Here is a 26,046-nt window from a genome sequence, read left to right on the forward strand (position 1 = left end):
ATGTGCTCCTCAATTTTTTATATAGATAACAACGGATTCGCCTCGTGGGGCCAATCTCAAAAACAGGGTCGTGACCGCCCAAACGGCCAAAGGCTGATCAAGATACACAGCAGGCCCGGACCACACAAGCCGCCGAAAGTCGGAGAAACCCGCGCCTTGCGTGACCTTGGGACGGGGTACTCCTAGTCGCAACCCCGTCATTAACTGTCGCTTGTCAGACCTTTTCAGCCCCTTGTCCACCGGCACCCGAAGCCGCGCCGGGTGCCTTCCCCCCACGACGAAAACCTTAGCCGGTATTTCGCAAACCGGCAGCAATCCCCGCCACAGACACCAGCAGCGCCTGTTCTACCGGGCTGCCCTGCGCCACTTCCTGTTGCCGCGAACGCGCCAACAGTTCGGCCTGCAATAGATGAAGCGGGTCGAGATAGGTGTTGCGCAAGCGGATGAATTCGAGGGTGTCTGGGCTATGTGCCAGTAGCTGAGACTGACCGGTCAACCCGAGGACCACAGCGCACGCCTGCGACAATAGGTCGCGTAAATGCGCACCCAAAGGGAGCAAATCCGGCTCGACCAGACGCTCATCGTAGGATCGGGCGATGTCGGCATCGGCTTTGGCCAGGACCATTTCCAGCATGTCGATGCGTGTACGGAAAAAAGGCCACTGTTCGCGCATCTGCCCCAGCAACTCGCCCTCGCCACGTTCCAGCGCCTTGCTCAGCGCCGCTTCCCAGCCGAGCCAGGCCGGCAACATCAGGCGCGTCTGGGTCCAGCCGAAGATCCATGGAATGGCGCGCAGGCTTTCAATCCCGCCAGCGCGGCGCTTGGCCGGGCGGCTGCCCAACGGCAAGCGACCCAACTCCTGCTCCGGGGTGGATTGGCGGAAGTACTCGACGAACTGCGGATTTTCCCGCACCACGGCGCGGTAAGCCTTGACGCCGTCGGCGGCCAATTCGTCCATCAAATGGCGCCACGCCGGTTCCGGTGGCGGCGGTGGCAACAGTGTCGCTTCCAGCACCGCCGCCAAGTACAGATTGAGGTTCTGCTCTGCGATGTCCGGCAGGCCGAATTTGAAACGAATCATTTCCCCCTGCTCGGTGGTGCGGAAACGTCCCGCCACTGAACCGGGCGGCTGCGACAGAATCGCCGCGTGCGCCGGACCACCACCGCGCCCCACGGTGCCGCCGCGACCGTGGAACAACAGCAGCTCGACTTGCTGCTCGCGGCAGATGTCGACCAAACGCTCCTGCGCCCGATACTGCGCCCAGGCCGCGGCGGTGGTGCCTGCGTCCTTGGCCGAGTCGGAATAGCCGATCATCACTTCCTGCGGCCCTTGCAGGCGCGAGCGATAGCCCGGCAGCAGCAACAGCTTTTCAATCACAGGGCCCGCGTTGTCGAGGTCGGCGAGGGTTTCGAACAACGGCACCACGCGCATCGGCCGCAATACGCCGGACTCTTTGAGCAACAGTTGCACGGCGAGCACGTCGGAAGCGGCACCGGCCATGGAGATCACATAAGAGCCGAGCGAGGCCCCGGGTGCCGCAGCAATTTCCCGGCACGTCGCCAGCACTTCGGCGGTGTCGGCCGATGGCTTGAAGTACGCTGGCAGCAACGGCCGCCGATTGTTCTGCTCACGCACCAGGAAGGCGATGCGCTCTTCCTCGCTCCAGTCTTCGTAGCGACCGAGGCCGAGGTAGTCGGTAATTTCAGTCATCGCCGCCGTGTGACGGGACGAATCCTGGCGCACATCGAGCCGCACCAGGAACAGCCCGAAGGTCACCGCCCGACGCAGGCAATCGAGCAATGGACCGTCAGCGATCACGCCCATGCCGCACTCGTGCAGGGAGTGGTAACACAACTCCAGCGGATCCAGCAGGTCGCGGTTGTTTTGCAGCACATCGGCCGGTGCCGGGGTGGTGGCCGTCAACGAAGCGTGCGCCCAGCTGCGCGTGGCCCGCAGGCGTTCACGCAACTGTTTGAGCACCGCGCGATAAGGTTCGGCGCTGTCCCCTGCCTTGGCTTTCAGTGCATCGCTGGCCTGTTGCATCGACAGTTCAGCGGCGAGGTGATCGATGTCGCGCACGTACAAATCCGCAGCCATCCAGCGCGCCAGCAGCAACACCTCGCGGGTCACGGCGGCCGTCACGTTCGGGTTGCCGTCACGGTCGCCGCCCATCCACGAGGCAAAGCGAATCGGCGCGCTTTCCAGCGGCAGATGCAGGCCGGTGGCGGCGTGCAGGGCTTTATCGGCCTTGCGCATGTAGTTGGGGATCGCCTGCCACAACGAATGCTCGATCACCGCGAAACCCCATTTGGCTTCGTCGACTGGCGTCGGGCGGGTGCGGCGGATTTCTTCGGTGTGCCAGGCTTCGGCGATCAGGCGCTGCAACTTCGCCTGGATCTGCTCGCGTTCGGCTGTCGTCAGGTCGCGATGATCCTGGGCGGCCAGTTGCGCGGCGATGGCGTCGTACTTCTGGATCAGCGTGCGGCGCGCCACTTCGGTCGGGTGCGCGGTGAGGACCAGCTCGATTTCCAGCCGTCCCAGTTGCCGGGCCAGGGATTCGGCGCTATGTCCCTCGGCACGCAGGCGCGCGAGCAGTTCCGGCAACACCCGTGCTTCAAACGGTGCCGGTTGCGACTCTTCCCGGCGGTGAATCAACTGATACTGCTCGGCGATATTGGCCAGGTTGAGAAACTGGTTGAACGCCCGCGCCACCGGCAACAACTCGTCTTCGCTCAATTGGTTGAGGCTGGCGCTCAGCTCGGCGTCCATCGAACCGCGACGGTCGGCTTTGGCGCCCTTGCGGATCTGCTCGATCTTGTCGAGAAAGCCGTCCCCGTACTGTTCACGAATGGTGTTGCCCAACAGCTCACCCAACAGGTGAACGTCCTCGCGCAAGCGTGCATCAATATCGGTCATCAGCAGTTCTCCAGCGAAAATCCGGGTGTCTATGAATGCCATGCTCTGTTAACAGAGAGTGCCGCTCTAAAGCGCTTCTTACAAGCAGACGACGAAGGGGCGGTAAACCTTATGGGTTCGAGCTAGTCTGAAGAGTAAGCCGTACAACGGCTTGCCGCCGGCCACTGGCGGACACTCACACGCCTGCCACGAGCAGGAGCGAAATGAGGTTTTTATGAAAATCCGCGAACTTGCCCAGCATTGGGAAGAAAACGCCAAGGGTCGCCTGACCGACACCGGTTACAGGATTCATCTGGACATGGAAGCGGCCGCACGGCTGGCGGCGATTACCGAGATGTATCCCAAACGCCAACCCGAAGAACTGCTTGGCGAACTGATCGGCGCCGCGCTGGAAGAGCTCGAAAAGAGCTTTCCATACGTGAAGGGATCGACCGTGGTGGCCACCGATGAAGAAGGTGATCCGCTGTACGAAGACATCGGCCCGACCCCGCGTTTTCTCGCGTTGTCCCGTCGTCACTTGCACGATTTGTCATCGAGCGATGACAAGCAGAAACACTGATCCCCCCGCCGAACCCTGTGGGAGCGAGCCTGCTCGCGAATGCGGTTGAACATTCAACATTTCTGTTGGCTGATACACCGCTAGCGAACAGGCTCGCTCCTACATTTAGCCTGCGTATCCCTTCGATAATTGCGTGTTCCCGAGCCTTGAAAAGGTCGGGCATACCGCTGCACATCGCCAAAGTTCCCGATTTAGAGCCTTGTCCGTTCGGTCAAAGTATTTTCGGGCGATAGGCCATCTTCTCTGAACTTTTGAAAAACCCCTCGGGTCACAGCCATTAACCACGCCTGGGACGGCCGTTTCAAAACACCCCCGGAAATTGACGGTTACGGCTCCTTGCCCAGCATGGATTTTAAGTTTTTCAGGAGTTACACCAATGGAGTTGAAGACCATGAAGACCCGAACTGCCAAATCCTCGTTCACCCACGTGCGTAGTCTGAAACTGGCTGCCCTGGCAATCGGCAGCAGCTTCGTACTGGCCGGTTGTGCTGGCAATCCGCCGACCGAGCAATTCGCCGTGACCCAATCGGCTGTGAATGGCGCCGTCAGCGCCGGCGGCACCGAGTTCGCCGCCGTGGAAATGAAGTCCGCGCAGGACAAGCTCAAGCAAGCCGAAATCGCCATGCACGACAAAAAGTATGCCGAGGCCAAAGTGCTGGCCGAGCAGGCTGAGTGGGACGCTCGCGTAGCCGAACGCAAAGCTCAGGCGATGAAAGCCGAACAAGCTGTGAAGGACTCTCAGAAAGGGGTTCAGGAACTGCGTCAGGAAAGCCAGCGCACCGTGCAGTAAGCGCGCATCCCGACACCAGACTTGAAGCTCTTATCGATAGAAAGGACGAATTATTATGCGTACACAATTGATGATCCCCGCTCTCTTGGCCGCAAGCGTTGCACTGGCTGCCTGCTCCACACCGCCTAACGCGAACCTGGAACAGGCCCGCACCAACTACAGCGGCCTGCAAGCCAACCCGCAAGCCAGCAAAGTGGCGGCACTGGAAACCAAAGACGCCAGCGATTACCTGGACAAGGCCGACAAGGCCTATATGGACAAGAAAGACCCGAACGAGGTCGACCAACTGGCTTATCTGACCAACCAGCGTGTTGAAGTGGCGAAGCAAACCATCGCCCTGCGCACCGCTGAAGCCAACCTGAAAAATGCTTCGGCGCAACGTGCCCAGGCGCGTCTCGACGCTCGCGATCAGCAGATCAAGCAGCTGCAGGACAGCCTCAACGCCAAGCAGACCGATCGCGGTACGCTGGTGACTTTCGGTGACGTGCTGTTCGCCACCGACAAAGCTGACCTGAAATCCAGTGGTCTGGTGAACATCAACAAACTGGCGCAGTTCCTTCAGGAAAACCCTGATCGCAAAGTGATCGTCGAAGGCTACACCGACAGCACCGGTACGGCTTCGCATAACCAGTCGCTGTCCGAGCGTCGTGCCAATTCCGTGCGCATGGCGCTGGTGAAGATGGGCGTTGATCCAGCGCGCGTCGTTGCGCAGGGTTATGGCAAGGAATACCCGGTTGCGGAAAACACCAGCACCTCGGGTCGTGCGATGAACCGTCGTGTGGAAGTGACCATTTCCAACGACAACCAGCCCGTGATGCCGCGTTCGGCGATCAGCTCGAACTAAGCTTCACCCGCTGAAACACAAAAGCCCCGCCTGAGTCGATCAGGCGGGGCTTTTTACGTCCGCAGTTCACACACCCCTTGTAGGAGTGAGCCTGCTCGCGATAGCGGTGTGTCAGACAACAGAAGTGTTGAATGCTAAACCGCTATCGCGAGCAGGCTCACTCCTACAAGGATCTTCAGTGAATGCAGGACCGGGTTACTGCTCCAGCTTCTGCGGAGTTTCTTCGCCCATGCAGCGCACGGCTTTTTTCTTGTTGTTGACCAAGACGCCCGTCAGGCCTTTCTGTTCAGTGTCAAACATCACCAGCACGCCATCGATGCACTGCGCCACTTGCGAGGCAGGCTCCAGGGAGACTTTGTAGTCCTCTCCCGGCACGGTCTTGATCATGGTGAAGTCGCTGAGCAGCAGCGCATCTTCCGGTTTGGCGAAGTGCAGGTAGCCGTAGAACCACAGGGCACCCACCGTGCCGAGGATGCTGCAGATACCGGTGATGATCAGCGGGATGGCGTTACGTTCTTCACTCATTGCGGACTCTCTGATGGTTCATCTTCTGAATTCGGGGGTGCCGGGTAGTTGGGGATTTCACCCAAGCGGCGCAGGCCGTTGAAATGCTGCGGGTCGTCGAGATAACGCAGCATGACCTTGCGCCAGACCGGGTCGGCAAATGTCTGCACATGACCACCGCGGGTCAATTGCAGCACGCGTGGCGGCGGCGCAGCTTGATACAGACGGATGCCGTTGGAAAGGGGCACGATCGGATCGTCGATGCTGTGGTAGATCAGTTTCGGTACGTCGTTGAGCTGCGCCATGGAGTTAATCGCGCTGTCACCGTCCGGCACTAGCCACGAGAGCGGCACCTGGAGCGCCCAGGTCAGCCAGGAATTGCTCAGGGCGAACCGGCCGATGCTGCGATAACTGGCGGGCACGCCGTCGAGGACGAAAGCCTTGAGTTGTTTCTGCCGTTCGGGATGTTGGACCAGGTAGTGAACCGCCATGGAACCGCCGAGGCTCTGGCCCAGCAGGATCAACGGCTTGCCTTTGACTTCCGGTGCCTGGTCGAGCCACTTGAACGCGGCGTCGATGTCCTGATATATCGCCGGCAGACTCGGTTCGCCTTCGGACAACCCGTAACCGCGATAATCGATCAACAGCACTTGATAGCCTTCCTCCGGCAACCACCAACTGCCGCCCAGATGCATCGGCAGATTGCCGCCATTGCCGTGCAGATGCAGCACCGTGCCCTTGACCTCGACACCTTTTTTCGCCGGCAGCCACCAGGCGTTCAACCTGAGGCCATCGGCGGTGGTCAGGGTCACTTCGCGGTAGTCGAGCTTGGCTTTTTCCGGGGTGAACAGCTGGCCGGGTTCGGGGTAGAACAGCAGGGAGCTGCAACCGCTCAAGGTCAGGAGAAGGCAAAGGATGCCGAGGATTCTCATCCGTTGAAACCTCGCAAGAATTGGAGTTGAAACACATTACCCTTTAGGAGTGAGCCTGCTCGCGAAGGCGGTGTGTCAGACAACATCAATGTTGAATGTTCGGCCGCTATCGCGAGCAGGCTCAATCCCACAGGGGATTTCGTGATCGTTAGAGAATGTTGGAGTAATCCGCTTCTATCCGGTCCAGGCTCAGGTGGTTGAGGAAGTTGGAGAAGCACATCCACGCCGACAGTGCGTTCAGGTCGCGGAACTGATCCGGCAAATACTTCGGCGGCACCACCAGCCCTTCGTCCACCAACTGACGCAAGGTACGCATGTCTTCCAGCGTGGTCTTGCCGCAAAACAGCAGCGGAATCTGTTCAAGCTTGCCCTTACGCACGGCCAACTGAATGTAGTTGTAAACCATGATAAAGCCCTTGAGGTAGGACAAGTCTTTGGTAAAGGGCAGGCCGGTCGGTATCGAACCACGGAACACCCGGCTGGCATTTCCGTAGCTTTCGGCCATTTCGAAGCCTTGCTCGCGGAAGAATTCGAAGACCTGCAAGAAGTCCGCGCCCTCCTCTACCATGTGAATGGCCCGGGTGCGGTTGGTCAGTTTGCGCAGGCGGCTCGGGTAGGACGCGAAGGTGATGATTTCCATCAGGATCGCCAGCCCTTCCTGGGTCACCGTCGACGACGGCGGGCCTTTGGACAGGAAGGTGCAGATCGGCTGGTTCAGCCCGTTGAGCGTGGTGCCGACGTGGACCAGCCCTTCATGAACTTCCAGGGCGCGCACGTCACGTTCGTTGAACATCGCGTCGGTGCGAATCTTGATGTAGTCGGCGCCGGCCGCCGCATCGGCGACAATGCCGTCGGACTCGAACACCCGAATGGTCTCTTCGGCCTCGCCAAACACTTTGCTCAGCCGGGTTTGCAACAAATGCACGGCATCCTTGGCGGTGAGGATTTTCGGCTCGTCCTTCAGGTCACCCCGGCCATCGATGTTGTTCAGGTAATCGGAGAGCATCAGGCCGAGGTCGGACAGGGTCGGGTCACCGGCATGGAACGCGTCGGACGCAGCGCCGTACAACTCCTGGGAAATCAGGCCGAAATCTTCGGTGCCGCGCGCTTCGAGCATGCGCACCACCATCCGGTATTCCTTGCACATGCGCCGCATGATTTGGCCGACCGGGTTGAACTGGCCGAGCTGACGGGTGATGTCACGCTCGATGTTCTGGAACTCCAGCTTCACTTTGCTGGAATCGAACGACAGCGGCCGATTGAGGTAATAATCGCGATCTACAGCGGGCATTTCCTTGCCCTTGGCCTTGAGGAACCCCTTGCGGATGCTGTCGTCCCACTTGACCGCATCGAGGACGCGAATCGGCGTCTGCGCCAGCACAATGCGATCGGACAAAATGCGTATCGTCTGCTGGTAATCGTCCACCCGAAACTCCTGTAGAAAAACCGTTAGGTGCTGGCTTTATTTAACGTTGGCTTTGGCCAGGCGCTGATAGCGCACGGCCTCGACGAAGACATCGGAATTGGCCGGGTCATCCAGGTAGGCAAAGACCTGATCCATGCTGCTATTGATCAATACGCCGTCGCCATCATCGGTCTGGAAACCTTCACCGCTCAGGACTTTTTGTCCGAGGGCTTGATTGATCTGTTCGAGATCGAGGTTGTAGACCACCAATTCGTGCTTATCGGTCAGTTCAAACCCGGCGATGATGAAATGCCCGCCGAACTGCGCCGGCACCTTCGCCGACAGGTACCAGCGGCTGCCGTGGCGCGACACCGTAAAGGGGTAGGCCTCGCGCTCTTTGGGTTTGGCCTTGAGGTAGCTGACCGCCTGGTAACGACTGTCGCCCAGACGGGTCAGCTCCAGGTTCATCGGCTCGCCCCAGGCGTTGGTGCTGGTCCATTTGCCGAGCAGACCTTTGGGCGCGGGGTCGCTGGCGGGCAGTGGGTCCCTGAAGGTCACCAGACAGCCACTGAGCAGCAGGAACGACAAGGCGATCACAACGACACGCCAGGCTTTCATTCAACACTCCCTATGAACACACAGCCCCGAATGGTCACCGACCTTGCAGGAGCGAGTTTTGCCCGCGAAGGCGTTGTGTCAGTCAACACATAGGTTGAATGTTATACCGCCTTCGCGGGCAAGCCTCGCTCCTACAGGGTCGAGTGCCCCGCAGGAATTACACCGACGCCAATACCAAATGCATGTAGCGGGTCAGGATGCCGAGCATTTCGGCTTCGGCGACAGGCTCGGCGTCGTTGAGCAGGCCCTGATATTCCATCCGTCCGATAATCGCCGTCAACACTTTGGCATCCTGTTGTGGTTCGCGCGAACCCAATACCTGGAAAAGCTGGCATGTGCCCTGGAGCAGAATCTGCTGATGTGAACGTACCAGCTCAGCAAGGCGCGGGTTCAGCAGCGCTTCCTGGCGGAACGCCTGTTCGGCCATCAAGTGCTCCCGACGGTTGATCAGCTGCCGGTGAACGTAGTCCGACATCAACCGCGCAATGTCGTCCGCCAGCTGCGAGCGCGACTCGGGGCTGCCGTCGCCGCTGACCACCATCTCGCGCAGCAGGCCCTCGTTATTGATCCACAACTTGGCCATGAACGCGGCGCTGCGTTCCACGTATTGGGCGAAGGTATCGGTGAGCAAGTCATCGATATCCTTGAAGTAATAAGTGGTGGCCGACAGCGGCACACCGGCCTCGGCCGCTACCGCTCGGTGACGCACGGCCCGCACGCCATCGCGCACGACAATGCGCATCGCCGCATCGAGAATGTCCTGTCGACGCTGCTCGCTGCCCTGTCGGCTGGCCTTGCGGCCCTGGTACTGAACGCTTTCAGCGACCGCAGTGGCGACGCCCGCTGCACCTTCTTGAGCAATTGCACGGTTCACGACAGGTATTCCTCTCTTACTTCAAAAGTAACCATTTGATACGTTTGTACCAGACAGGCAATAAAAAGCCGCCTGTTATAGGCGGCTTTTTTATTGAAACACTTACGCTTGTGGCCGCATGTGCGGGAACAAGATCACGTCGCGGATCGACGGTGAGTTGGTCAACAACATCACCAGACGATCGATACCGATCCCTTCACCAGCCGTTGGCGGCATGCCGTACTCCAGCGCGCGAACGAAGTCGGCGTCGTAGTGCATGGCTTCGTCGTCGCCCGCGTCCTTGTCGGCCACCTGCGCCATGAAGCGCTCGGCCTGGTCTTCCGCGTCGTTCAACTCGGAGTAGGCGTTGGCGATTTCACGGCCGCCGATGAACAGTTCAAAACGGTCGGTGACGCTTGGGTTGTCGTCGTTACGACGGGCCAGCGGCGACACTTCGAACGGGTACTGAGTGATGAAGTGCGGCTGCTCCAGCTTGTGCTCGACCAGTTCTTCGAAAATCATCACCTGCAACTTGCCCAGACCTTCGAAGCCCAGCACCTTGGCGCCGGCTTTCTTGGCGATGGCGCGAGCCTTCTCGATGTCCGTCAGGTCGTCAGCGGTCAGCTCGGGGTTGTACTTGAGGATCGAGTCGAACACCGACAGACGCACGAACGGTTCGCCGAAGTGGAACACTTTGTCGCCATACGGCACGTCGGTGCTGCCCAGGACCAGCTGCGCGAGTTCGCGGAACAGTTCTTCGGTCAGGTCCATGTTGTCTTCGTAGTCGGCGTACGCCTGGTAGAACTCCAACATGGTGAATTCAGGGTTGTGACGCGTCGAAACGCCTTCGTTACGGAAGTTGCGGTTGATCTCGAACACTTTCTCGAAACCGCCAACCACCAGGCGCTTGAGGTACAGCTCAGGCGCGATACGCAGGAACATTTCCAGGTCCAGCGCGTTGTGGTGCGTCTCGAACGGCTTGGCTGCTGCGCCACCCGGAATGGTTTGCAGCATCGGCGTTTCGACTTCGAGGAAGTCACGCTTCATCAGGAAGCTGCGGATGTGCGCGATCACTTGGGAACGAACGCGGAAGGTCTGGCGCACTTCTTCGTTGACGATCAGGTCAACGTAACGCTGACGGTAGCGCTGTTCGGTGTCGGTCAGGCCGTGGTGCTTGTCCGGCAGTGGGCGCAGCGATTTGGTCAGCAGTCGCACTTCGGTCATTTCAACGTACAGGTCGCCCTTGCCGGAACGGGCCAGGGTACCAACGGCTGCGATGATGTCGCCCATGTCCCAGGTTTTCACCGCGGCCAGGGTGTCTTCGGACAGGGTCTTACGGTTGACGTAGACCTGGATGCGCCCGGTCATGTCCTGGATCACCATGAACGAGCCACGGTTGAGCATGATGCGACCGGCAACCTTGACCGGGATTGCAGCCTCTGCCAGCTCTTCCTTGGTCTTGTCCGCGTACTGTTTCTGCAAGTCTTCGCAGTAGTTGTCGCGGCGGAAGTCGTTGGGGAAGGCATTGCCCTTGGCGCGCTCGGCAGCAAGCTTTTCCTTGCGCAGGGCGATCAGGGAGTTTTCTTCCTGTTGCAGGGCTTGCGGGTCGAGTTGTAGGTCGCTCATGTCTTTAAATATTCCATCAGGTTCGTTGCCCCCGGCATTCGCCGGGGTTCGCGGGCAAGCCTCGCTCCTACAGGGTCGTATTGACCCCCGCAGGGCGTGCGTTAAAGCCCTTGTTTCAAGCTGGCCACCAGGTATTCGTCGATATCGCCGTCGAGCACCTTGTCGCAGTCACTGCGTTCGATGTTAGTGCGCAAATCCTTGATTCGCGACGCATCGAGCACGTAAGAGCGAATCTGGTGACCCCAGCCGATGTCCGACTTGGTGTCTTCCAGGGCTTGGGAGGCGGCGTTGCGTTTCTGCACTTCCTGCTCGTACAAGCGCGCCCGCAACATTTTCATCGCGGTGTCTTTGTTGGCGTGCTGGGAGCGTTCGTTCTGGCAGCTGACCACGGTGTTGGTCGGTACGTGGGTGATACGTACGGCCGAGTCTGTGGTGTTTACGTGCTGACCACCGGCACCGGAGGAGCGGTAGGTGTCGATGCGCAGGTCCGACGGGTTGATGTCGATTTCGATGTTGTCATCGATTTCCGGCGACACAAACACGGCCGAGAACGAGGTGTGGCGGCGGTTGCCGGAGTCGAACGGGCTCTTGCGCACCAGACGGTGCACGCCGATCTCGGTGCGCAGCCAGCCAAAGGCGTATTCGCCCTTGATGTGGACCGTGGCGCCCTTGATCCCGGCGACTTCACCGGCCGACAGTTCCATGATGGTCGCGTCGAAACCGCGTTTGTCAGCCCAGCGCAGGTACATGCGCAGCAGGATGTTGGCCCAGTCCTGGGCCTCGGTGCCGCCGGAGCCGGCCTGGATGTCCAGGTAGGCGTTGTTGGCGTCCATCTCACCGCTGAACATGCGACGGAATTCGAGTTTTTCCAGCGACTCGCGCAGGCGCTCGACTTCGGCAGCGACGTCATCGACGGCGGCCTGGTCTTCTTCTTCGGCGGACATCAGCAGCAAATCTTTGGCATCGGCCAGACCGCTGTGCATTTCGTCGAGGGTTTCGACGATCTGAGCCAGCAGCGACCGCTCGCGGCCCAGTTCCTGAGCGTACGACGGGTTGTTCCAGACAGCCGGATCTTCAAGCTCGCGATTGACTTCAGTCAGACGCTCATGCTTTTGATCGTAGTCAAAGATACCCCCGAATAGTTTCGGAGCGCTCGGACAGGTCCTTGATACTGTTAAGGATCGGGTTGATTTCCATGGCGGGCAGCACTCGTTGGCGAACTTTTGAAAGCCGGCGAGTATAACGTAATCAAGCTGTCACGGCAGCCCGCCTGGCGGCTTTAGGGGCGAATGATTAAAGCGGACGCCGAGTAATCTGTGGCGAGGCAGCTTGCTCTCGTTGTACTGCGCAGCAGTCCCCTTCTTTTTGCGCAGAAGAGGGGCCGCTTCGTGGCCCAGCGGGGCAAGCGCCCTACCCACAGGGGGTATTTGCCATCCAAGCGATCAATATTCGCAATTTCGGTCGTCCGCTACTCGATGCCCACCTGATTGCGCCCATTGTTCTTCGCCAGGTAAAGCCCCTTGTCCGCCGCCGAGATCAGTTGCCGGCAATCGCTGCCCGGCTGCGGGATCATGGTCGACAGGCCGATGCTGATGGTCAGGCCAGAGCCTTCGCTGGGGACAATGTGCGGAATCTTCAGCGCTTCCACCGTGAGGCGGAGTTTTTCCGCCACCAGCCGCGCCCCGCCCGGCGTGGTATTGGGCAACACCAAGGCGAACTCTTCCCCGCCGTAACGGGCTGGCAGGTCCGAGGGCCGGGCGCTCGCGTCGCGAATCGCGGTCGCGACTTTACGCAGGGCTTCATCGCCTTCGAGGTGGCCAAAGCTGTCGTTGTAGGACTTGAAGTAGTCGACATCGATCATCAGCAGCGACAGCTGGCTCTGATCACGCAGGGAGCGGCGCCATTCCAGCTCCAGGTATTCGTCGAAGTGCCGACGGTTCGAGAGCCCGGTCAAGCCGTCGGAGTTCATCAACCGCTGCAACACCAGGTTGGTGTCGAGCAACTGCTGCTGGCTGACCCGCAACGCGCGGTAGGCCGCATCCCGCTGCAACAGCGTCATGTAGGACCGCGAGTGGTAGCGAATTCGCGCCACCAGCTCGATGTTGTCCGGCAGCTTGACCAGGTAATCATTGGCCCCGGCCGCGAACGCCGCGCTCTTGATCAGCGGGTCTTCCTTGGTCGACAGGACAATGATCGGAATGTTCTTGGTCGCTGGATGATTACGGTACTCACGTACCAGGCTCAGGCCGTCCAGCCCGGGCATCACCAGATCCTGCAGGATCACCGTTGGCTTGATGCGGATCGCCTGCGCAATGGCCTGGTGTGGATCGGCGCAGAAGTGGAAGTCGATATTGTCTTCATTCGACAACCCGCGACGCACCGCCTCGCCGATCATCGCCTGATCGTCCACCAGCAACACCATGGCGGCGTTTTCGTCGGTCTTGAAGTCGTCGAGCTGTAGGTCAGTCATGTGCGGTCACCTGAATACTGCTTGGGCCAGGATTGCTGCGAAAAGTCTTCATTTTGGGAAAATCTCCAGCAATCGTGGCGCTATCTTGTCCAGTGGGCGAACTTCCACGGCGGCGTCGATGGCCGCTGCCGCTTTCGGCATTCCGTAAACCGCACTGCTTTGTTGGTCCTGCGCGATGGTCAGGTAGCCCTGTTGGCGCATGAGTTTAAGCCCCTGCGCGCCGTCGCGTCCCATGCCGGTGAGCAATACGCCCACGGCATCGCCATTCCAGTAACTGGCCACGCTCTCGAAAAACACGTCGATCGAGGGCCGATAGATCTCGTTGACCGGTTCGGCGGTATAGGCCAGCGTGCCGTTTTTCAGCAAGCGAATATGGTGGTTGGTGCCCGCCAGCAACACTGTGCCGGCCAAAGGAGGCTCGCCTTCCTGAGCCAGGCGCACCTTCAGGCCGCTGGCGCTGCTGAGCCATTCGGCCATGCCGGCGGCGAACACCTGGTCAACATGTTGCACCAGCACGATCGCGGCCGAAAAATCCCGTGGCAGCCCTTTCAGCAAGACTTCCAGCGCTGCTGGTCCGCCTGCCGACGAGCCGATCGCAATCAGGCGCTGGCGCGAGGCCGAGCTACGCAGCGGGCTGGGGGCCGATCGCTCACGATTGCCCTTGTCACCAATCAGCCAGCCGATGTTCATGATCTTGCGCAACAACGGCGCTGCGGCCTCCTGGGCATTGCCGGCACCGAGGGCCGGGGTGTCGACCACGTCCAGCGCACCGTGGCCCATGGCCTCGAACACCCGGTGCACGTTCTGCTGACGGTCAACCGTGACAATGACGATGGCGCAGGGAGTGTCGGCCATTATCCGCCGGGTGGCCTCGACGCCGTCCATCACCGGCATGATCAGGTCCATCAGGATCAGGTCCGGGGTATTTTCGGCGCAACGCTGCACCGCCTCCGCGCCATTGCCGGCGACCCAGACCACTTCATGCGCCGGTTCGAATGCCAGGGCGCGGCGCAGGGCCTCAACCGCCATGGGCATGTCGTTGACGATCGCTATTTTCATGCCCGCGCTCCTCCGATGAGCTCAACCACTGCATCAAGCAGGGCGTCGTCATGAAAACTGGCTTTGGCTAGATAATAGTCGGCTCCGGCGTCCAGTCCACGACGACGGTCTTCTTCGCGGTCTTTATAGGACACCACCATAACCGGCAGCGATTGCAGGCGATTATCCTGGCGCAGTAAAGACACCAGTTCGATGCCGTCCATGCGCGGCATATCAATGTCGGTGATCAGCAGATCGAAATCCTCCGAACGCAGCGCGTTCCAGCCATCCATACCGTCGATCGCTACGGCCACGTCGTAGCCGCGATTGAGCAGCAACTTGCGCTGCAACTCGCGAACGGTCAACGAATCGTCGACCACCAGAATCCGTTTGCGGGCCGCTTCGACGGCCTGGCTGCCCTGACGGGCAATCCGCTCCAGACGCCCGGTGTTGAGCAGCTTGTCCACCGAGCGCAGCATGTCTTCGACGTCGACGATCAGCACGACCGACCCGTCGTCGAGCAAGGCCCCGGCGGAAATGTCCTGCACCTTGCCCAGACGTTCGTCCAGCGGCAATACGACCAATGTCCGCTCGCCGATAAACCGCTCGACCGCCACCCCGTAAATCGCCTCGCGCTCGCGGATCACCACGACTTTCAGGGTTTGCTGACTGCTCGCACTCGCCGGACGCTGCAACAGCTGACTGGCAGCGACCAGCCCGACATGCCGGCCTTCGTACCAAAAGTGCTGGCGCCCTTCGACCTGAACAATGTCCGCCGGCTCCAGGTCGCACATGCGCTCGATGTGCGCCAGCGGGAACGCATACGCCTCGTCACCGACTTCCACCACCAGACTGCGCACCACCGACAGCGTCAGCGGCACTTCGAGATGAAAGCGGCTGCCCTCGCCTGCGGTCTGCTCCAGCACCACCGCGCCGCGTAACTGACGGACCATGTGCTGAACCGCGTCCAGGCCGACACCGCGCCCGGACACTTGCGTGACCGTGTCGCGCAGGCTGAAACCCGGCAGGAACAGGAACGTCAGCAACTCTTCTTCACTGAGCTGCGCGGCAGTTTCAGCCGGGGATAATTGCCGCGCGATGATGCTGCGACGGACCTTTTCCAGATCGACGCCGTGACCGTCATCGCTCAATTCCAGCACCAGCAGACCGGCTTGATGAGAGGCGCGCAGACGAATCAGCCCTTCTTCAGGCTTGCCGGCGAGCAAACGCTGCTCGGGGGATTCGATGCCGTGATCGACAGCGTTGCGCAGCAAATGCGTCAGCGGCGCTTCGAGCTTTTCCAGGACGTCGCGATCGACCTGGGTTTTCTCGCCCTCGATCTCCAGCCGCACCTGTTTACCGAGGCTGCGACCGAGGTCGCGGACCATGCGCACTTGCCCGCTCAACACGTCGGCAAACGGCCGCATGCGACAGGCCAGCGCAGTGTCGTACAAGACCTGCGCCCGCTGACTGGCCTGCCAGGCAAACTCGTCCAGTTCGGCGTTTTTTTCCACCAGCAATTGCTGCGCTTCGGCCAGCAGCCGCCGGGCATCGCCCAGGGCCTCCTGAGCTTCGAGGCTCAAGGCATGTTCCTTGAGGTGGACGTTGAGGTTTTCCAGCGCCCGCAGGCCATTGTTCTGCATGCGCTTGAGGCGTTGCATCGTGGCCAGGTGCGGCTTGAGTCGCTGGGTTTCCACCAGGGACTTGCTCGACAGATCGAGCAGGCTGTTCAGGCGTTCGGCCGTGACGCGCAACACGCGTTCGCCATTTTCAGTGGTGCGCCGGAGCTTTCTCGGCGGTTCGACGGGTGGCGGTTCGGCGACCGGAATCAGTTCCTCGACTATGGGCGCGAGTGCTTCAGGCTCCGGCTCGGACTCGGTCATGAACGGGGCGATCGGCGTGCTGATCGGCGCGGCCAGCGCATTTGGATCCAGCAACCGCGCCATCAGTGCCACATAGGCCTCGATATCCGCCGATTCGGGATTGTTACTCGGCGTCGCAATGCGCATCAGCAAATCAGTGCCTTGCAGCAAGGCGTCAATGTGCTCGGGCCGCAGGTACAGGCGCCCTTCCTGCGCGCTGACCAGGCAATCTTCCATCACATGGGCGACGCTGACGCCGGCATCAACCCCGACAATCCGCGCCGCGCCTTTGAGCGAGTGAGCCGCGCGCATGCACGATTCGAGGTGATCGGCCTGGGTCGGATCGCGTTCCAGCGCCAGAAGACCTGCGCTCAGCACCTGGGTCTGGGCTTCGGCTTCGAGGCTGAACAGCTCCAGCAACGAGGCATCGCGCATTTGCTCGGGGGTCATGTGAGGCTCCGGGTCACGGCGGACAATAGCTGTTCTTCATCCAGCCAACGCAGGCTGCGACCCTTGAATTGCAACACGCCCCGGGTGTATCTGGCGCTGGCTTGGGTGCCGGACTGCGAGGCGGCCTCGAGAATGCGTTCGTCGATGGCGTGAATCCCGTCCACTTCGTCCACCGGCACCACCACTGGCCCGCCGTGGGCGGCGATGATCAGCATCCTCGGCATCACGCGCGCGCCTGACGTCACGCTGGCAGTGCCATCGAGACCGAGCAGTTCCACCAGCGACAGGCACGCCACCAACGCACCGCGCACATTCGCCACGCCGAGCAAGGCCCGAGAGCGCTGGTGCGGCAACGAATGAATCGCTTGCAGCGGTGCCACTTCGACCAGGCTGCGAGTGGCCAGGCCCAGCCATTCTTCGCCAAGCCGAAACATCAGCAGCGAGCGGGTTTTCACGTCGATTTCCACCGACACCGAGACCTGCTCGCGATCGTCCTGTTGCAAGGCGTAGCGGTCGAGCAAGCGCGTGGCCGCGGCGGAATACACCGCGCAGTTGCGGCAGTGAATGTGTTCGATCAGCAGCGGGCAGGACTTGTCGCCGTGGATTCCGATGCGGTTCCAGCAGTCATCGATGGCCTGGGCATCTTCATGGGTGAGGCTCAAAGTGTCGGAGGCGTTCATCGTTTACGCTCACTGTCGGCGGCGCGTTCGCTGCGGGCGGCGCGGTCCTGCAATCTTTTCGCACCCGCCGTGTCGCCCTGGGATTGCAGCAAGGCTGCCAGGTGCATCAACGCGTCGGGATGTTGCGGTTCGAGGTACAGGGCCTTGCGATAAAACCCTTGGGCTTCGAGGGCTCGGCCAGCGACATCGCTGAGTAACCCCAACCAATAAAACACCTGGGCCACAGGCTCGTGGCTGCGCAAATAACCTTCACAGGCGGCGCGAGCTTCGGCACTTTTGCCTTCGTTGGCGAGGGCAGCGATGTTGGCCAGCAAGGCGGCAGCGTCCGAAGCTTTTGGCGTGACGGCCGGCGGTGTGAGCGTTGCGAACGGACGATGGCGCACGGGCGGCGGAGTCACGCTACGCACCGGCTGACGCACTGGCAGCGGTGTCGGAACAAAGACTGGCAGAGGCTCGGGCGCACGCTGACGACTGAAGGCAAACGACTGCGGGATGCCAATCGAGCGCATGCCGAATCGACCGAGCAAACTGCCTTCGGCCGGGCCGATAAACAGCACGCCGTCGACATGGGTCAGGCGCTTGAGCACTTCGAAGACTTGTTGCTGGGTAGGCAGATCGAAATAGATCAGCAGGTTGCGGCAGAACACAAAATCATAGGGTAGCTCGCTGGCCAGCAGCGCCGGATCCAGCAGATTGCCGACTTGCAAACGCACCTGTTCAAGCACTCGCTCGTTGAGGCGGTAGCCGTCTTCTTCGGCGCTGAAATGCCGCTCGCGAAATTCGATGTCCTGGCCACGAAACGAATTCTTGCCGTACAGCGCACGCTTGGCTTTTTCCACCGACAGCGGGCTGACGTCCATGCCTTCGACCTTGAACTGATGCGGCTTGAGTCCGGCATCGAGCAAGGCCATGGCGATGGAGTACGGCTCCTCGCCCGTGGAGCACGGCAGACTGAGAATCCGCAGCGCGCGCATGTAATTGATGTCGGCTAAACGTTGGATGGCCAGTTTCGCCAGGGTTGCGAAGGATTCCGGGTAGCGGAAGAACCAGGTCTCGGGAACGATCACCGCTTCGATCAACGCCTGCTGTTCGTCCTGCGAACCTTGCAATGTGTGCCAATACTCATCGGCCGTCAGCACCCTGGAGGCGGTGCTGCGCTGGCGCACCGCGCGCTCGATGATTGCCGGCCCCACCGACGTCACGTCGAGGCCGATGCGTTCCTTGAGGAAATCGAAGAACCGCTGATCGCTGCTCATGGCCCATCCTCAAGCAGCGCCGTGGCCAGAGGTGGCGAAGGAAACAGCAGCGCGCGCACCTGTTCATCGAGCAGATCGGCCACCCGCACCCATTGCAGCAAGCCTTGGGCATCTTCACGGACCGGCCCCAGGTACGGCGCCTGGCGATTGTCCAGGCCATAGGGCTTAAAGTCCGCCGGATTGCAACGCAAGGTGTCGGTGGCCTGCTCAAGAATCAGTCCGAGCAACTGTGAAGGCGTCTGCTCGTCCGGCCAATAGTGCACCAGCACCAGCCGTGTGCTGGTGCGCGATTGCGCCGGTTCGCCAAAGGTCAGCGCGCTGAGGTCGATCACCGGCACCACCGTGCCGCGATAGGCAAACACCCCGGCGACCCAGTCAGGCGCCTTGGCAATCGGCTTCAATGGCAGGCGCGGCAGCACCTCGGCCACCTCGCGCGCCTGCAAGGCATAACGCTCGTTGCCGATGCGAAACAGCAGAAACAACGCGTGTCTGGCCGGCATCACCGTGCTGTGTTTGGCCGCGAGTTCGCTCATCAGACTTTGAATCGCGAGACGCCGCCCCGCAGCCCGACGGCCACCTGGCTCAGCTCGTCAATGGCGAAACTGGCCTGGCGCAGGGACTCGACGGTCTGGCTGCTGGCATCACCCAACTGCACCAGCGCGTGGTTGATCTGTTCGGCGCCGGTGGCCTGCGCCTGCATGCCTTCGTTGACCATCAACACCCGCGGCGCCAGCGCCTGAACCTGGTGGATGATCTGCGACAACTGCTCGCCGACCTGTTGCACTTCAGACATGCCGCGCCGCACTTCTTCGGAGAACTTGTCCATGCCCATGACCCCGGCCGACACCGCCGACTGGATTTCACGGACCATTTGCTCGATGTCATACGTGGCCACGGCGGTCTGGTCCGCCAGACGCCGCACTTCGGTGGCGACCACGGCAAACCCGCGCCCGTATTCACCCGCCTTTTCGGCTTCGATCGCGGCATTCAGAGACAGCAGATTAGTCTGATCGGCGACTTTGACGATGGTCACCACCACCTGGTTAATGTTGCCGGCCTTCTCGTTGAGGATCGCCAGTTTGGCGTTGACCAGATCGGCCGCGCCCATCACCGAGTGCATGGTCTCCTCCATGCGCGCCAGGCCTTGCTGCCCGGACCCGGCCGCGACCGAGGCCTGGTCGGCGGCGGTGGAGACTTCGGTCATGGTGCGCACCAGATCACGGGAGGTGGCCGCGATTTCGCGGGACGTCGCGCCGATTTCGGTGGTGGTGGCGGCGGTTTCGGTGGCGGTGGCTTGTTGTTGCTTGGAGGTGGCGGCGATTTCGGTCACCGACGTGGTGACCTGGACGGAGGAGCGTTGGGCCTGGGACACGAGCGAGGTGAGTTCGGTCATCATGTCGTTGAAGCCGGTTTCCACGGCCCCGAATTCGTCTTTGCGTTCCAGGTTCAGACGGCCGCTGAGATCACCAGTGCGCATAATTTCGAGGATCTGCACAATCCGGTTCATCGGCGCCATGATCGCGCGCATCAACAGCAAACCGCAGAGGCCGGCGGCCAATACCGCGACCAACAGGGAAATGCCCATGATGACTTTCGCGGTGATCACGGCGTCATCAATGGCCGCGATGTCCTGGTCGGCGACCGCTTTGTTTTCGCGGATGATGTCATTGAGCTTCATGCGACCTGCGGTCCAGGCCGGGGTCAGTTGCTCGTTGAACAGTTTGATCGCGTCGGCTCCCTGATTGCGCTTGTGCAAGTCGAGCACAGCGGCCAGGACCTTGTTGTAATCGGCATGGAGTTTTTCAAAAACGGCGTATTCGACCTTGTCTTCATCCGTGGTGACGGTGGCCTGGTAATTCTTCATTTGCTCCTGCAGATGAGCTTCGAAGCTTTTGAAGCTGTCGGCTTCTTCTGCGCTGAAACCCTGCCCCTCTTTCAAACCGAGCATCTCCTGGGTTCGAAGGTACGTGTCGACCCAGGCACTGCGAACCATCGAGCTGTAATACAACCCGGGCAACGCGTCCTCACGCACACTGGCTTCGCTGACCTCAATCTTCAAGAGCCGCGAATAGGAGACAACCACCATCAACAACATGATGGCGATAATCACCGCAAAGCTCGCCAAGATGCGTTGGCGCAACGTCCAGTTCTTCACGGGTCAATCCTCGGGCGATTCAAATGCCGGAGAGTATAGCTGAGGGTGTTTCATTTATAAGACGGGTGTCATGCTTCTATTTCGTCGCGATGAAAGCGAATTGGCAGGCGCGTGCGGTGAATGGATCACGGGATGAGAGAAGCAAACGCCTTCGCAAGCAGGCTCGCTCCATTGACCGGGTTGATCAATCGAACGCGGTCCTTTGTGGGAGCGAGCCTGCTCGCGAAAAACGATGACACGGTTTAACTGACCTGACTGCGCAATTAAAGGGAAGCCTGCCGCACCTGCTTTTCCAGCTCCGCCTTCAATCCCGGCTCCAGCTTCAACTGCCGTGCCAGTTCATCCAGGTAGGACTTCTCCATGAAGCTCTCCTCATCCACCAGCATCACGCTGGCGATGTACATCTCAGCCGCCATTTCCGGGGTGCTGGCCGCGCGGGCGACTTCCGTCGGGTCGAGCGGCTTGCTGAGTTCGGCATGCAGCCACTGCTGCAATTCCTGATCGTTGTCGAGCTTGGTGAATTCGCCTTCGATCAATGCACGCTCGCGATCATCAACGTGGCCATCGGCTTTGGCCGCAGCCACCAATGCCTTGAGAATCGCCTGGCTGTGCAACTCAACCTGCGCAGGTGGCAGGCGGTCGAGCGTCTGCGGCTCGGTCTTCGGCGCGGTGCCCTGCTGGGCCTGCCAGTTGCCGTAAGCCTTGTAGGCAATCACGCCGAGCGCCGCGAGACCACCGTAGATGGCGACTTTGCCGCCGACATTGCGGGCCTTTTTGCTGCCGAGCAACAGGCCCATGGCACCAGCCGCCAAGGCACCACCGCCCGCGCCGGAGAGCAAACCGCCGAGGCCGCCCGAACCACCGCTGCCACCGAGCAATCCGCCCAATCCACCGTTGGACGACTTGTTTTGATTTGCGCCGGCCTTGTTCTGCATCAGGTCCTGACCGGACTTGAGTAGTTGATCGAGCAATCCACGCGTATTCATTTTGCCGCCTCCACGAAAGGGGTTAACCGGACACATAAGGCCACCAGCCTAGAACGAAAGTGCCCGGCGACCGGGGACGAGAGTGCTTCTGGATGTTGCCTGAAAAAAACTGGCCATCGATTAAAGCGATATACACTTAAGCGAATCTATAAAAACCGCCCACCGGGTAACTCCCCATGATGACCTTGCGTCAGATCCGTCACTTCATCGCCGTGGCCGAGACCGGATCGATCTCCGCCGCCGCGCAAACCGCGTTCATTTCCCAATCAACCTTGACCCTGGCGATCCAGCAACTGGAAGAGGAGATTGGCGTCGGCCTGTTCAACCGACACGCCAAGGGCATGAGCCTGACCCATCAGGGCCACCAATTCCTGCGCCAGGCGCACCTGATTCTGGCCACGGTGGACAACGCCAAACGCAGCCTGCAACAAAGCACCGATCAGGTCGCCGGGCAGCTGATCATCGGCGTGACCAGCCTGGTGGCCGGTTATTACCTTGCGGATTTGCTCACCCGTTTCCAGCGCGCCTATCCCAACGTTGAAATCCGGGTGATGGAGGACGAACGCCCATACATCGAACATTTGCTGGTCAGCGGTGAGATCGATGTCGGCGTGCTGATCCTGTCCAACCTCGAAGACCGCCATGCCTTGCAGACTGAAGTGCTGACTCATTCGCCCCACCGGTTGTGGTTGCCGGCCCAGCATCCGTTGCTGGAACACGACAGCATCAACCTTGCCGATGTGGCCCGCGAGCCGCTGATTCAGCTCAACGTCGACGAAATGGACCGCAACGCCCACCGCATGTGGAGCGGTGCCGGGCTGCAACCGCGCATCACCCTGAAAACCGCGTCGACGGAAGCCGTTCGGAGCCTGGTGGCCGCAGGCCTGGGTGTATCGATCCAGCCTGACATGACCTACCGACCCTGGTCACTGGAGGGCGACATCATCGAAGCCCGCCCGATTGCCGACCTGAGCCAGACCCTCGACGTCGGCCTGGCATGGCGTCGTGGCACGGCGCGTCCGGCGTTGGTGGACCCGTTTTTGACCGTGGCCCGCGAACAACCCCACGGCGGGCGCAAGCCATCTATTTAATCGAACGCCACCTTCAGTATTTAGAATTTGTCGACCTCGGGCCCGCGCACTAGTCTTGCTCCATCAATAAGACGGCCGGGCCCAGTCACTGGGAGCACCATGGCCACACAAGAAAAGAGAACCCGAAAAATGGCTGGCGCGCAGACCCCGTTGTTCACCGCGTTGTTGATCGATGGCGAATTGGTCGCGGGTCAGGGTTTTGTCGAGCCGATCCTCAACCCCGCCACCGGGGAAGTGCTGACTCACATCGCCGAAGCCAGCACCGAGCAAGTCGAAGCCGCCATCCTTGCCGCCCACCGCGCCTTTGCCGGCTGGTCGCGGACCACACCGCAGCAACGCTCGAACCTGTTGCTGGACATCGCCAACGCCATCGAAAAACAAGCCGACCTCCTCGCCCGACTCGAATCCCTGAACTGCGGCAAGCCGTTGCACCTGGCCCGTCAGGACGACTTGAGCGCGACGGTCGATGTGTTCCGTTTTTTTGCCGGTGCCGTGCGTTGCCAGACCGGCCAGCTCAGCGGCGAATACCTGCCGGGCTACACCAGCATGGTCCGGCGCGATCCGATTGGCGTGGTCGCCTCGATTGCGCCGTGGAACTACCCGATCATGATGGCCGCGTGGAAAATCGCCCCGGCCCTGGCCGCTGGCAATACGCTGGTGTTCAAACCGTCCGAACACACGCCGCTGTCGATTCTGGCCCTGGCGCCGGCGTTGGCCGAGATCCTTCCACGTGGCGTGATCAACATCGTCTGCGGCGGCGGTGAAGGCGTCGGCAGCCACTTGGTCAGCCATCCCAAAGTGCGCATGGTGTCGCTGACCGGCGATATCGTCACCGGGCAGAAAATCCTCCAGGCTGCAGCAAAAACCCTCAAGCGCACGCACCTTGAGCTCGGCGGCAAAGCGCCGGTGATCGTCTGCAACGATGCCGACATTCAAGCCGTGGTCGAAGGCGTGCGCACTTACGGTTATTACAACGCGGGGCAGGATTGCACCGCGGCTTGCCGGATTTATGCACAGGCCGGGATTCACGACCGCCTGGTGGCGGAACTCGGCGCGGCGGTCAGCAGCCTGCGCTTTGCCGGTAAACGCGACGCCGACAACGAAATCGGCCCGCTGATCAGCACCCGCCAGCGCGACCGCGTGGCCAGTTTCGTCGAGCGCGCCCTCGGCCAGCCGCACATCGAGCGGGTGACCGGCGCGGCGGTGCATTCCGGTGCCGGCTTCTATTACCAGCCGACGCTGCTGGCCGGTTGCAAGCAGAGCGACGAGATCGTCCAGCGCGAAGTATTCGGGCCGGTGGTCACCGTGACCCGTTTCGATCAGCTCGAACAAGCCGTGGACTGGGCCAACGATTCGGAATACGGCCTCGCCTCCTCCGTCTGGACGCAGAACCTCGACAAGGCCATGCAGGTCGCGGCGCGGTTGCAGTACGGCTGCACCTGGATCAACAGCCATTTCATGCTGGTCAGCGAAATGCCCCACGGCGGCCTCAAGCGGTCCGGGTATGGCAAAGACTTATCCAGCGATTCGCTTCAGGACTACAGCGTGGTGCGGCACATCATGGCGCGCCACGGACAGCATCTCTGACTACGCTAATAACAAGCCGCTAACGGCATGCTTCACCACGTTCACAACTGCCCCGACCATAATTAAAGAAGAGGGAATCCCCATGTTCGTGCACAAGACCGCACTGCTCAGTGCAATCACCACGGCGCTGCTGGCCAGCGCCAGTCTCCAGGCCGCCGAACCACTGAAAGCCGTCGGTGCCGGCGAAGGCCAGCTGGATATCGTGGCGTGGCCCGGCTACATCGAACGTGGCGAAAGCGACAAGGCCTACGACTGGGTGACCGGTTTCGAGAAGGAAACCGGCTGCAAGGTCAATGTGAAGACTGCGGCGACTTCCGATGAAATGGTCAGCCTGATGGCCAAGGGCGGTTATGACCTGGTGACGGCGTCGGGCGATGCCTCGTTGCGGTTGATCGTCGGCAAGCGTGTGCAGCCGATCAACACGGCGTTGATTGCGAACTGGAAAAGCCTCGACCCACGCCTCAAAGATGCGCCGTGGTACGTGGTCAACAAGCAGACCTACGGCACCCCGTATCAGTGGGGCCCGAACGTGCTGATGTACAACACCAACGTATTCAAAACTGCGCCGACCAGCTGGGGCGTGGTGTTCGATGCGCAGAACCTGCCGGACGGCAAACCGAACAAGGGCCGCGTGCAGGCTTACGACGGCCCGATCTACATCGCCGACGCGGCGCTGTACCTGAAGACCACCAAGCCGGAACTGGGCATCAAGGACCCGTACCAACTCACCGAAGCCCAGTACAAGGCGGTACTCGATCTGTTGCGCGCCCAGCAGCCGTTGATCCATCGCTACTGGCACGACACCACCGTGCAGATGAGTGACTTCAAAAACGAAGGCGTGGTCGCGTCCAGCGCCTGGCCGTATCAGGTCAACGGCCTGATCAACGAGAAACAACCGATCGCCTCGACCATCCCGAAAGAAGGCGCCACCGGTTGGGCCGACACCACGATGTTGCACGCCGAAGCCAAGCACCCGAACTGCGCTTACAAATGGATGGACTGGTCACTGCAACCGAAAGTCCAGGGTGATGTGGCGGCCTGGTTCGGTTCGTTGCCAGCAGTGCCAGCGGCCTGTACCGGCAGTGAATTGCTGGGTGCCGAAGGCTGCAAGACCAACGGCTTCGACCAGTTCGAGAAAATCGCCTTCTGGAAAACCCCGCAGGCTGAAGGGGGCAAGTTCGTGCCTTACAGCCGCTGGACCCAGGACTACATCGCGATTATGGGCGGCCGCTAACACACCGGCCCCTGTGGCAAGGGAGCTTGCTCCCGCTGGGTGGCGAAGCTGCCCCAAAACCAGTTAATGCGGTCTATCAGAGAGACCGCATCAGTCCTTTTGGGAGTGCTGCGCACTCCAGCGGGAGCAAGCTCCCTCGCCACAATAAGTTTTCCAACCAGAAAGTTGATTCAGATTTTTCAGAAGTCC

The 26,046-nt window shown here is 60.7% G+C and carries 22 protein-coding genes; 6 read left to right on the plus strand and 16 right to left on the minus strand.

Annotated features, from left to right (window positions below):
* Positions 1-286 precede the first annotated feature (286 nt).
* Positions 287-2,917, minus strand: coding sequence for a phosphoenolpyruvate carboxylase (gene ppc / locus FBY01_RS07040; RefSeq protein WP_010462897.1), 2,631 nt, complete (start codon positions 2,915-2,917; stop codon positions 287-289).
* Positions 2,918-3,131: 214 nt separating this feature from the next.
* Here ppc and FBY01_RS07045 point away from each other — a divergent pair, with 214 nt between their 5' ends.
* The 3 genes from FBY01_RS07045 (at position 3,132) to FBY01_RS07055 (ending at position 5,110) form a co-directional block, all read left to right on the plus strand.
* On the plus strand, positions 3,132-3,476 hold the full coding sequence (locus FBY01_RS07045) for a hypothetical protein (RefSeq protein ID WP_010462899.1): 345 nt from the start codon (positions 3,132-3,134) through the stop codon (positions 3,474-3,476).
* A gap of 376 nt (positions 3,477-3,852) precedes the next feature.
* Positions 3,853-4,266: a DUF4398 domain-containing protein gene (locus FBY01_RS07050; protein WP_077748311.1), complete on the plus strand. Its 414-nt coding sequence runs from the start codon at positions 3,853-3,855 to the stop codon at positions 4,264-4,266.
* Between the two features lie 55 nt (positions 4,267-4,321).
* Positions 4,322-5,110: an OmpA family protein gene (locus tag FBY01_RS07055; protein ID WP_083374928.1), complete on the plus strand. Its 789-nt coding sequence runs from the start codon at positions 4,322-4,324 to the stop codon at positions 5,108-5,110.
* A gap of 195 nt (positions 5,111-5,305) precedes the next feature.
* Here FBY01_RS07055 and FBY01_RS07060 read toward each other — a convergent pair whose 3' ends face one another.
* The 15 genes from FBY01_RS07060 to FBY01_RS07130 all read right to left on the minus strand — a co-directional run bounded on the left by FBY01_RS07060 (position 5,306) and on the right by FBY01_RS07130 (position 21,945).
* Entirely contained in the window at positions 5,306-5,635 is a 330-nt protein-coding gene (locus tag FBY01_RS07060) for a hypothetical protein (protein ID WP_010462905.1), read from the minus strand.
* Positions 5,632-6,546 carry an alpha/beta hydrolase gene (locus FBY01_RS07065; RefSeq protein WP_145306832.1) on the minus strand — a complete coding sequence of 305 codons (915 nt, stop codon included), beginning with the start codon at positions 6,544-6,546 and terminating at the stop codon, positions 5,632-5,634. The genes FBY01_RS07060 and FBY01_RS07065 overlap by 4 nt, the downstream gene beginning before the upstream one ends.
* Before the next feature lie 148 nt (positions 6,547-6,694).
* Positions 6,695-7,972 carry a flavohemoglobin expression-modulating QEGLA motif protein gene (locus tag FBY01_RS07070; protein ID WP_010462909.1) on the minus strand — a complete coding sequence of 426 codons (1,278 nt, stop codon included), beginning with the start codon at positions 7,970-7,972 and terminating at the stop codon, positions 6,695-6,697.
* A gap of 36 nt (positions 7,973-8,008) precedes the next feature.
* Positions 8,009-8,569: a hypothetical protein gene (locus FBY01_RS07075; protein WP_010462911.1), complete on the minus strand. Its 561-nt coding sequence runs from the start codon at positions 8,567-8,569 to the stop codon at positions 8,009-8,011.
* A gap of 157 nt (positions 8,570-8,726) precedes the next feature.
* On the minus strand, positions 8,727-9,443 hold the full coding sequence (locus FBY01_RS07080; RefSeq protein WP_010462913.1) for a TetR/AcrR family transcriptional regulator: 717 nt from the start codon (positions 9,441-9,443) through the stop codon (positions 8,727-8,729).
* Positions 9,444-9,545: 102 nt separating this feature from the next.
* Complete coding sequence (lysS, locus tag FBY01_RS07085; RefSeq protein WP_010462916.1) at positions 9,546-11,048, minus strand: lysine--tRNA ligase; 1,503 nt, start codon at positions 11,046-11,048, stop codon at positions 9,546-9,548.
* Between the two features lie 101 nt (positions 11,049-11,149).
* A protein-coding gene (prfB, locus tag FBY01_RS07090; RefSeq protein ID WP_102593528.1) for a peptide chain release factor 2 occupies positions 11,150-12,245 on the minus strand; the annotation gives its coding sequence in 2 pieces (ribosomal slippage) (positions 11,150-12,172 and positions 12,174-12,245; 1,095 coding nt in all).
* A gap of 271 nt (positions 12,246-12,516) precedes the next feature.
* The gene (locus FBY01_RS07095) at positions 12,517-13,518 is read right to left on the minus strand and encodes a diguanylate cyclase domain-containing protein (RefSeq protein ID WP_010462924.1); all 1,002 of its coding nucleotides are present in this window, start codon (positions 13,516-13,518) and stop codon (positions 12,517-12,519) included.
* A gap of 48 nt (positions 13,519-13,566) precedes the next feature.
* A complete protein-coding gene (locus FBY01_RS07100) occupies positions 13,567-14,577 on the minus strand; it encodes a chemotaxis response regulator protein-glutamate methylesterase (RefSeq protein ID WP_010462926.1) in 1,011 nt (336 codons plus the stop codon).
* Positions 14,574-16,868, minus strand: a complete 2,295-nt coding sequence (locus tag FBY01_RS07105) for a hybrid sensor histidine kinase/response regulator (protein WP_145306834.1) — start codon at positions 16,866-16,868, stop codon at positions 14,574-14,576. Before FBY01_RS07105 ends, FBY01_RS07100 begins: the two co-directional genes overlap by 4 nt.
* Entirely contained in the window at positions 16,865-17,548 is a 684-nt protein-coding gene (locus tag FBY01_RS07110; RefSeq protein ID WP_145306836.1) for a chemotaxis protein CheW, read from the minus strand. The genes FBY01_RS07105 and FBY01_RS07110 overlap by 4 nt, the downstream gene beginning before the upstream one ends.
* Positions 17,545-18,804 carry a protein-glutamate O-methyltransferase CheR gene (locus tag FBY01_RS07115; protein WP_145306838.1) on the minus strand — a complete coding sequence of 420 codons (1,260 nt, stop codon included), beginning with the start codon at positions 18,802-18,804 and terminating at the stop codon, positions 17,545-17,547. The genes FBY01_RS07110 and FBY01_RS07115 overlap by 4 nt, the downstream gene beginning before the upstream one ends.
* Complete coding sequence (locus FBY01_RS07120; RefSeq protein ID WP_145306840.1) at positions 18,801-19,337, minus strand: chemotaxis protein CheW; 537 nt, start codon at positions 19,335-19,337, stop codon at positions 18,801-18,803. The genes FBY01_RS07115 and FBY01_RS07120 overlap by 4 nt, the downstream gene beginning before the upstream one ends.
* Positions 19,337-20,959, minus strand: a complete 1,623-nt coding sequence (locus FBY01_RS07125; RefSeq protein WP_010462936.1) for a methyl-accepting chemotaxis protein — start codon at positions 20,957-20,959, stop codon at positions 19,337-19,339. Before FBY01_RS07125 ends, FBY01_RS07120 begins: the two co-directional genes overlap by 1 nt.
* Positions 20,960-21,222: 263 nt before the next feature.
* Complete coding sequence (locus FBY01_RS07130) at positions 21,223-21,945, minus strand: tellurite resistance TerB family protein (RefSeq protein ID WP_145306842.1); 723 nt, start codon at positions 21,943-21,945, stop codon at positions 21,223-21,225.
* Positions 21,946-22,121: 176 nt separating this feature from the next.
* Here FBY01_RS07130 and FBY01_RS07135 point away from each other — a divergent pair, with 176 nt between their 5' ends.
* The 3 genes from FBY01_RS07135 to ydcS all read left to right on the plus strand — a co-directional run bounded on the left by FBY01_RS07135 (position 22,122) and on the right by ydcS (position 25,857).
* Positions 22,122-23,036, plus strand: coding sequence for a LysR family transcriptional regulator (locus tag FBY01_RS07135; protein ID WP_010462940.1), 915 nt, complete (start codon positions 22,122-22,124; stop codon positions 23,034-23,036).
* Between the two features lie 99 nt (positions 23,037-23,135).
* A complete protein-coding gene (locus FBY01_RS07140; RefSeq protein WP_077748302.1) occupies positions 23,136-24,623 on the plus strand; it encodes a gamma-aminobutyraldehyde dehydrogenase in 1,488 nt (495 codons plus the stop codon).
* An 82-nt stretch (positions 24,624-24,705) separates the two neighbouring features.
* Positions 24,706-25,857 (plus strand): putative ABC transporter substrate-binding protein YdcS, encoded by a 1,152-nt coding sequence (ydcS, locus tag FBY01_RS07145; RefSeq protein WP_145306844.1) that lies wholly within the window; start codon positions 24,706-24,708, stop codon positions 25,855-25,857.
* Positions 25,858-26,046 lie beyond the last annotated feature (189 nt).

Origin of the sequence: Pseudomonas sp. SJZ077 (genome assembly GCF_007993905.1) — a bacterium.
GTDB classification, from domain to species: domain Bacteria; phylum Pseudomonadota; class Gammaproteobacteria; order Pseudomonadales; family Pseudomonadaceae; genus Aquipseudomonas; species Aquipseudomonas mandelii.